Origin of the sequence: Diaphorobacter ruginosibacter (assembly GCF_040396215.1) — a bacterium.
GTDB classification, from domain to species: domain Bacteria; phylum Pseudomonadota; class Gammaproteobacteria; order Burkholderiales; family Burkholderiaceae_C; genus Diaphorobacter_A; species Diaphorobacter_A ruginosibacter_A.
Genome location: NZ_JBEBOW010000194.1, coordinates 1 through 5,127, shown reverse-complemented (window position 1 = coordinate 5,127; position 5,127 = coordinate 1). Strand labels below are relative to the sequence as shown.

The 5,127-nt window shown below is 65.2% G+C and carries 5 protein-coding genes; all 5 read right to left on the bottom strand.

Annotated features, from left to right (window positions below):
• Position 1: 1 nt before the first annotated feature.
• Positions 2-487 (bottom strand): NUDIX hydrolase, encoded by a 486-nt coding sequence (locus ABWP92_RS16450; RefSeq protein WP_353236487.1) that lies wholly within the window; start codon positions 485-487, stop codon positions 2-4.
• 131 nt (positions 488-618) lie between these two features.
• Positions 619-1,122, bottom strand: coding sequence for a GNAT family N-acetyltransferase (locus tag ABWP92_RS16445; RefSeq protein WP_353236486.1), 504 nt, complete (start codon positions 1,120-1,122; stop codon positions 619-621).
• Positions 1,123-1,144: 22 nt separating this feature from the next.
• Positions 1,145-1,849, bottom strand: coding sequence for a riboflavin synthase subunit alpha (locus tag ABWP92_RS16440; protein WP_353236485.1), 705 nt, complete (start codon positions 1,847-1,849; stop codon positions 1,145-1,147).
• Between the two features lie 184 nt (positions 1,850-2,033).
• Positions 2,034-3,395 carry an esterase-like activity of phytase family protein gene (locus tag ABWP92_RS16435; RefSeq protein WP_353236484.1) on the bottom strand — a complete coding sequence of 454 codons (1,362 nt, stop codon included), beginning with the start codon at positions 3,393-3,395 and terminating at the stop codon, positions 2,034-2,036.
• Positions 3,396-3,521: 126 nt separating this feature from the next.
• On the bottom strand, positions 3,522-5,127 hold a 1,606-nt coding region (locus ABWP92_RS16430; protein WP_353236483.1), incomplete at its 5' end, for an FAD-dependent oxidoreductase.

Here is a 5,127-nt window from a genome sequence, read left to right as displayed (position 1 = left end):
TCTAAAGCGCCGGCTTGAACACGCTGTCGTGCGTGAAGACCATATCGAGCGGATAACGCGCTCCGCGCAGATAGTCTTCGATATTGCTCACCACGAAGGGGCTGCGGTGGCGCTCGGAAGTCGCCTTGATTTCATCGAGCGTCATCCACACGGCTCGCACTATGCCATCGTCCAGTTGACGCCATGGATGATGCGCGGCGGCCTTGCCGCAAAAAGCGAAGCGCATGTAGGTGATGTCGTCGCCCGTGCGCGTGCGCACGAAACGGTTCATGTAGACGCCCACAAGCGCCTGCGGGACAAAATCGTAGGCCGTTTCCTCCAGCACCTCGCGCACGCAAGCCTGCAGGGGCGACTCACCGGGGTCCAGATGGCCTGCGGGGTTGTTCAGGCGCAGGCCGTCCGCGGTATCTTCTTCGATCAACAGGAAATGGCCGTCGCGCTCGATGACGGCGGCTACGGTAACGTTGGGCTTCCAGCGATTTGGCATGGCGGCATTATGGCAAGTGCGTTTTACGTGGCCTGATGACAGGCACGGAAACCAACACTTGATAACAATAATATGTGGATGGGCGCGGCACTTTTCATGCCAGCCATTGGCAGAGGATCGCAGGACACGGCTCAGAGCCTTGCAAGCATGTACACCGCATCGCCGCCATAACCCGCAAGGCGTTCGCGCTGCGCCTCATCCGCCAGCGCATGCACCGCGTAGCCCTGGCGCTCCCAATACGCCCGCGATCCCTGTACCGATACCAGCCCCGAATACGGCAGCCGCGCATCGCGCGCCATGCGCCGGACTGACCCGAGCAAGGCATGCGCCATGCCCTCGCCCACATGGCCTGGCAGCACGGCCATGTCGTGCAGATACAGCGTATCGGGATGGGTTACCGCTTCAAAATCCCCATGCAGCGGCGTGACCTTGGCCAGGCGGCTGCGGTATGCGGCGAGATAAGCGCGGATGCGCCCCCCGTGCTCGATCACCAGCGAGCAATCGGCGGGACTGTCGATCCGGCGCGCGAACACGGCGGCGCTTTCCACGAATTCATCGCCGTAGCATGCGTGTTGAACGGCCATCAGGCCGGGCAGGTCCGCGGGATTCAGCGTGCGCGGATGCCAGGCGGGCATGCGTCACCGGTCCTTTGCAAGTTCAACGAGGCAGTTGGGGCGCCTGCATGAAGTCCTCCAGGGTCAGCCCCTTTTCCTTCAGCAACGCTTCCAACACGGGCTGCAGGCGTCCAAGGCTTTCCTGGACCGTCTCGCGCACGGTGTCCACGACCACCTGCGTGCTGCGCTCGATCTCGATGTTGAGCGCATCGCCCGCCTTCTTGCCGGCGAATACGGTGGCCCGCAGGGTCTCGGGAATCAGCCAGACTTCGAACCAGCCTTCCTGGCGGTTCACTTCGGCCACGGTGAGGCTCGCGCCGTGGATGGCGATGTAGCCCTTGGCGAAGATGTATTTGCGAAACGGCTCGGGCACCGCCACGCGCCACACCACGTTGTTCTCCAGATGCCTGACATCAACCAGCGTCGCGGAAAAATCGATATGCCCTGACAAGGGATGGCCTCCGATCTCCGCGCCATCCCTGGCGGCGCGCTCCACGTTGACGCGATCACCCCGCACGTAGCTGCCCAGCGTGGTGATATTCAGGCTCTGCAGCATCACGTCGAAATTGGCGCGCGTGGGTGAAACCAGGCTGGTGACGGTAAGGCACACGCCATCGGTGGCCACGCTCGCGCCAATCTCCAGGTCCTTGCAGAATCCCTCGGGAAAATCAAGGGTGAACGTGCGCAGTCCTGCGCGGTCTTCGATGGCGGCGATGGCCGCCGTAGCCTGAACGATGCCGGTAAACATGGGGATGGCGCCGAAACCCTTGCGGGCCTGCGTTTCAATGATCGTTGAAAGCCTCGATTTTGCCATCCATGGACAAAAAGCCGCGCAAGCGCAATGGCTTGCGCGGCAAGACGCACTTCCATCTACCTCTTTTTCTTATGCGCACCGGCCTCGCGCGGGCCCGATCACGGGCGGTTTCCCATTCCTATTTCGCGCGCAGGAACTCGCCGACTTCCAGCAGCACCAGTTCGTTGTCGTCCTGCCGGTTCGGGTCGCGGCTGGAGCTGAATGGCAGGTTGTTGTCATTGCCCACGACGATGTGGCTGGCGTCCACCACGTCCACGTCCTCGATCGTGAAGAACGGGAACTTGAGCACGCCGTCGTTGAGCGGCGTCCTGGCGAGCCTGGCCGGATCCTGAATGTTCAGCAGGTCGATATAGCCGATCTTGCGCAGTTCGCCGCCCGCGTTGGCATCGCTCAGCTCCACCTTGTAGATGCGCTTGAACCTGGCCGGATCGTCAAAGCAGTCCGTGCGCTTTTCACCGGCCGGGCAGGCCTTGTCCGGCGTGCCTTCGCCGTTGTCCCGTTCGATGATGAGGCCGGTGGTTTCATCGATCATGTTGAAGTCGCCAATCGCATGATGATTGGCTTCGAGCACGTACTTCCAGCTGCGTCCCGTCCATCGCTCGGCCTTCACGTCGAACTCCAGCACGCGCAGGAACTGCCTGCCGCCGTCCACGCTTTCATAGGCCTTGGCGTCTTCGTTCCAGAGCGGGCCTTCGAGCAGCGCATAGAGCTTGCTGCCATCCTTGGAGGAGGCCATGCCTTCGAAGCCCTTGGAGCGCTTGACCTGGAATGCGGCCATCTTCGCATCGGGCGCGCCGGGCGTGACCACACCGGGCGCATCGGGCGAGCGCACCACCTTGCCATCGGCCTGGGTTTCGAATACCGCCAGCACCTTGCCGTTCATATCGGCCTTGATCAGGTAGGGGCCGAATTCCTCGCCGATCCACAGTGCGCCGCCAGCGAACTGAAAACTCTCGGGGTCGAAGTCCGAGCCCGTCAGATAGCGTTGCTTGCTGCCTTCCTGGACGATGCGGAACGGCACCTTGTTGTCCGGGTCGTGCAGGAAGATGGTCTTGAGACGGTCCCACTTGCCGCTTTTGAAATCCACCTTGTAGTGGTTCAGGTAGAGCATGAAGTCGGGGGAGTTGGCCTTGGCGCCCGCGCCGTTGTCGGTGATGATCCAGAACGTGCCGTCGGCCATGTGCTTGATACCCGAATGCCCCTGCAGCGGCTGGCCCTTGAAGGGCAGCGACACGCCCGTCGGGCGGCCGTTGGACAGCCCCTCGATGCTGCCCGGCGTCCCGGCGCGCTTGCCTTTCGTGAACTTGCCGCTGGCCCGCAGGTCGGCGGGCGCATCCTTGGGCGACGCCACGAAGGACTGCGCGGGCAGCACGGCGTGCCCCGCGAGAGTGGCCTGAAAAGCCTGTTGAGCGATTGCGCCATGGGAGAGTGTTGCGCAGAGCAGTGCTGCACAAGCGGCGATACGGTTCGTCTTTTGCATGCTTGGAGAAGGCGCGAGGAGCGCGCGAGGTGTCGAAAACGACGATCTTGTGCGCGCTCCGTGACGCCCTTGTGACCAGCCGCGCGCATCTGCCCGGAACGGGTCCCGGATGCAGCGGCGGGATGCTCACATGCCGCAGAGCGCGCCAGCGGAAAAGCCGCGCGTGAAGGCCTCCTCGAATACCGAATACCCAGACCAGTCCGCATGCGCGAACGCAAGGCGCTCGGTGGCCGGCGTGGCAGCCAGAGCCACGCGCTCGCCGTTGGACAGCGCATGGCGCAGCGGCAGTCCCTGCCGGCTCAGAAAGCCTTGCAGGCCGGGAACGGGGATGGACATGGCGTGGCCATGGCGCGTGATGTCCATGCGCGTTGCCCGCAGCGCCAGGTCGGGATGCGCCTGCGAAAGCGAGGCCATGATCGGGCCGCTCCACGCCGTCCATGGCGCCTGCGCCAGCCGCTCGCGGCCCGCGGGGATGTCGCCCAGTGCCTGATAGTAGGTCAGCACGGTCGGCGCGGGGCGTGGGTCCAGGCGCTGATGGCCCGCGTCCACATAGCCCAGTCCGCCGGGCACGGGGTCGGCGAACAGCACGTTGTCCCACGACGGCGCCGCGCCATCGCGGTCGGCCAGCGGCGCATCGATGTGGATGTTGGCGACCAGCCAGGGCGCCCACTGCAGGCGCCGGGCTGCCTCGCGCAGGAAGTCCGGCGCATTCTCCACCACGCGCGCCGCGCCAAACACCGGCAGCGCCACCACGCAGCGCTGCGCCCGCCAGCGCTCGACGCGCCGCGCCGCTTCGTCGTACACGTCCACCTCGACGCCGCTACGCGTCTGGGCTATCCGCAGCACGCTGGCGCCGGTGCGCAGTTGATGCGCCTGCCGCAAAGGAGCCGCCAGCGCCCGGGCGAGATGGCCATTGCCGTCGGCCCAGGTGAGCACCGCCTCCCGCCCGCCTTCTTCATCGGCATCCACGCCGCCGGGTGGATGAAAGCCATGGCGGCTTGCGAAATAGTGGATGCCCGCCCATGCCGATACGCGGCGAAGGCCTGCGCCGTAATCATCGCGGCAGGCATAGTCGAGATACCAGAGCAGGAGCGGATCATCCAGCCCGTGGGACGACAGCCACGTATCCATGGTGACGGCATCCAGCGCCAGGTGCGATGCGGGAAGTGCCCGGCCCTCGCGCCAGAGCCTGAGCGTCGGCATTGCAAAGCGCGCCTGCGCGGACTCGCGCGCCACCAGCTGGGCAAAGCGCGCGTATTGCGCGAGCGTCGCATCGGACACGCCTTGCAGCGGCAGCAACCCGTCCTGCCAATGCCCGTTGAAGAAAAGGCGCTCCTGCGGACTGTGGCAGAGCGCGAATTCATCGTAGACCCAACGCCCCGCCACGCGCCTGCGTAGCCCCTGTTCTTCAAGGAAGTCCTGCACCTCGCGCGCATCGTCGCCCGGTATCGGCAGATAGTGCGCTCCCAGCGGGCAGTCGATGCCCTTCACGCGCGTGCCCCGGCTGTTGCCGCCCGCCTCGTCCTCCAGTTCCAGCAGCACGAAATCATCGATGCCCGACAGCCGCAGCGAGCGCGCCGCGGACAGGCCCGCGATACCGCCTCCGGCGATCACCACGCGCGTGCTGCGGACCACATCGGGCGTGATGCCTTCGCCGCGCCGCAGCCGCTCGCGCAGCGCATGGCCGCGTTCGATTCCGACGCCGGTGAATCCGCCTTCGAGGGGCCGGGCC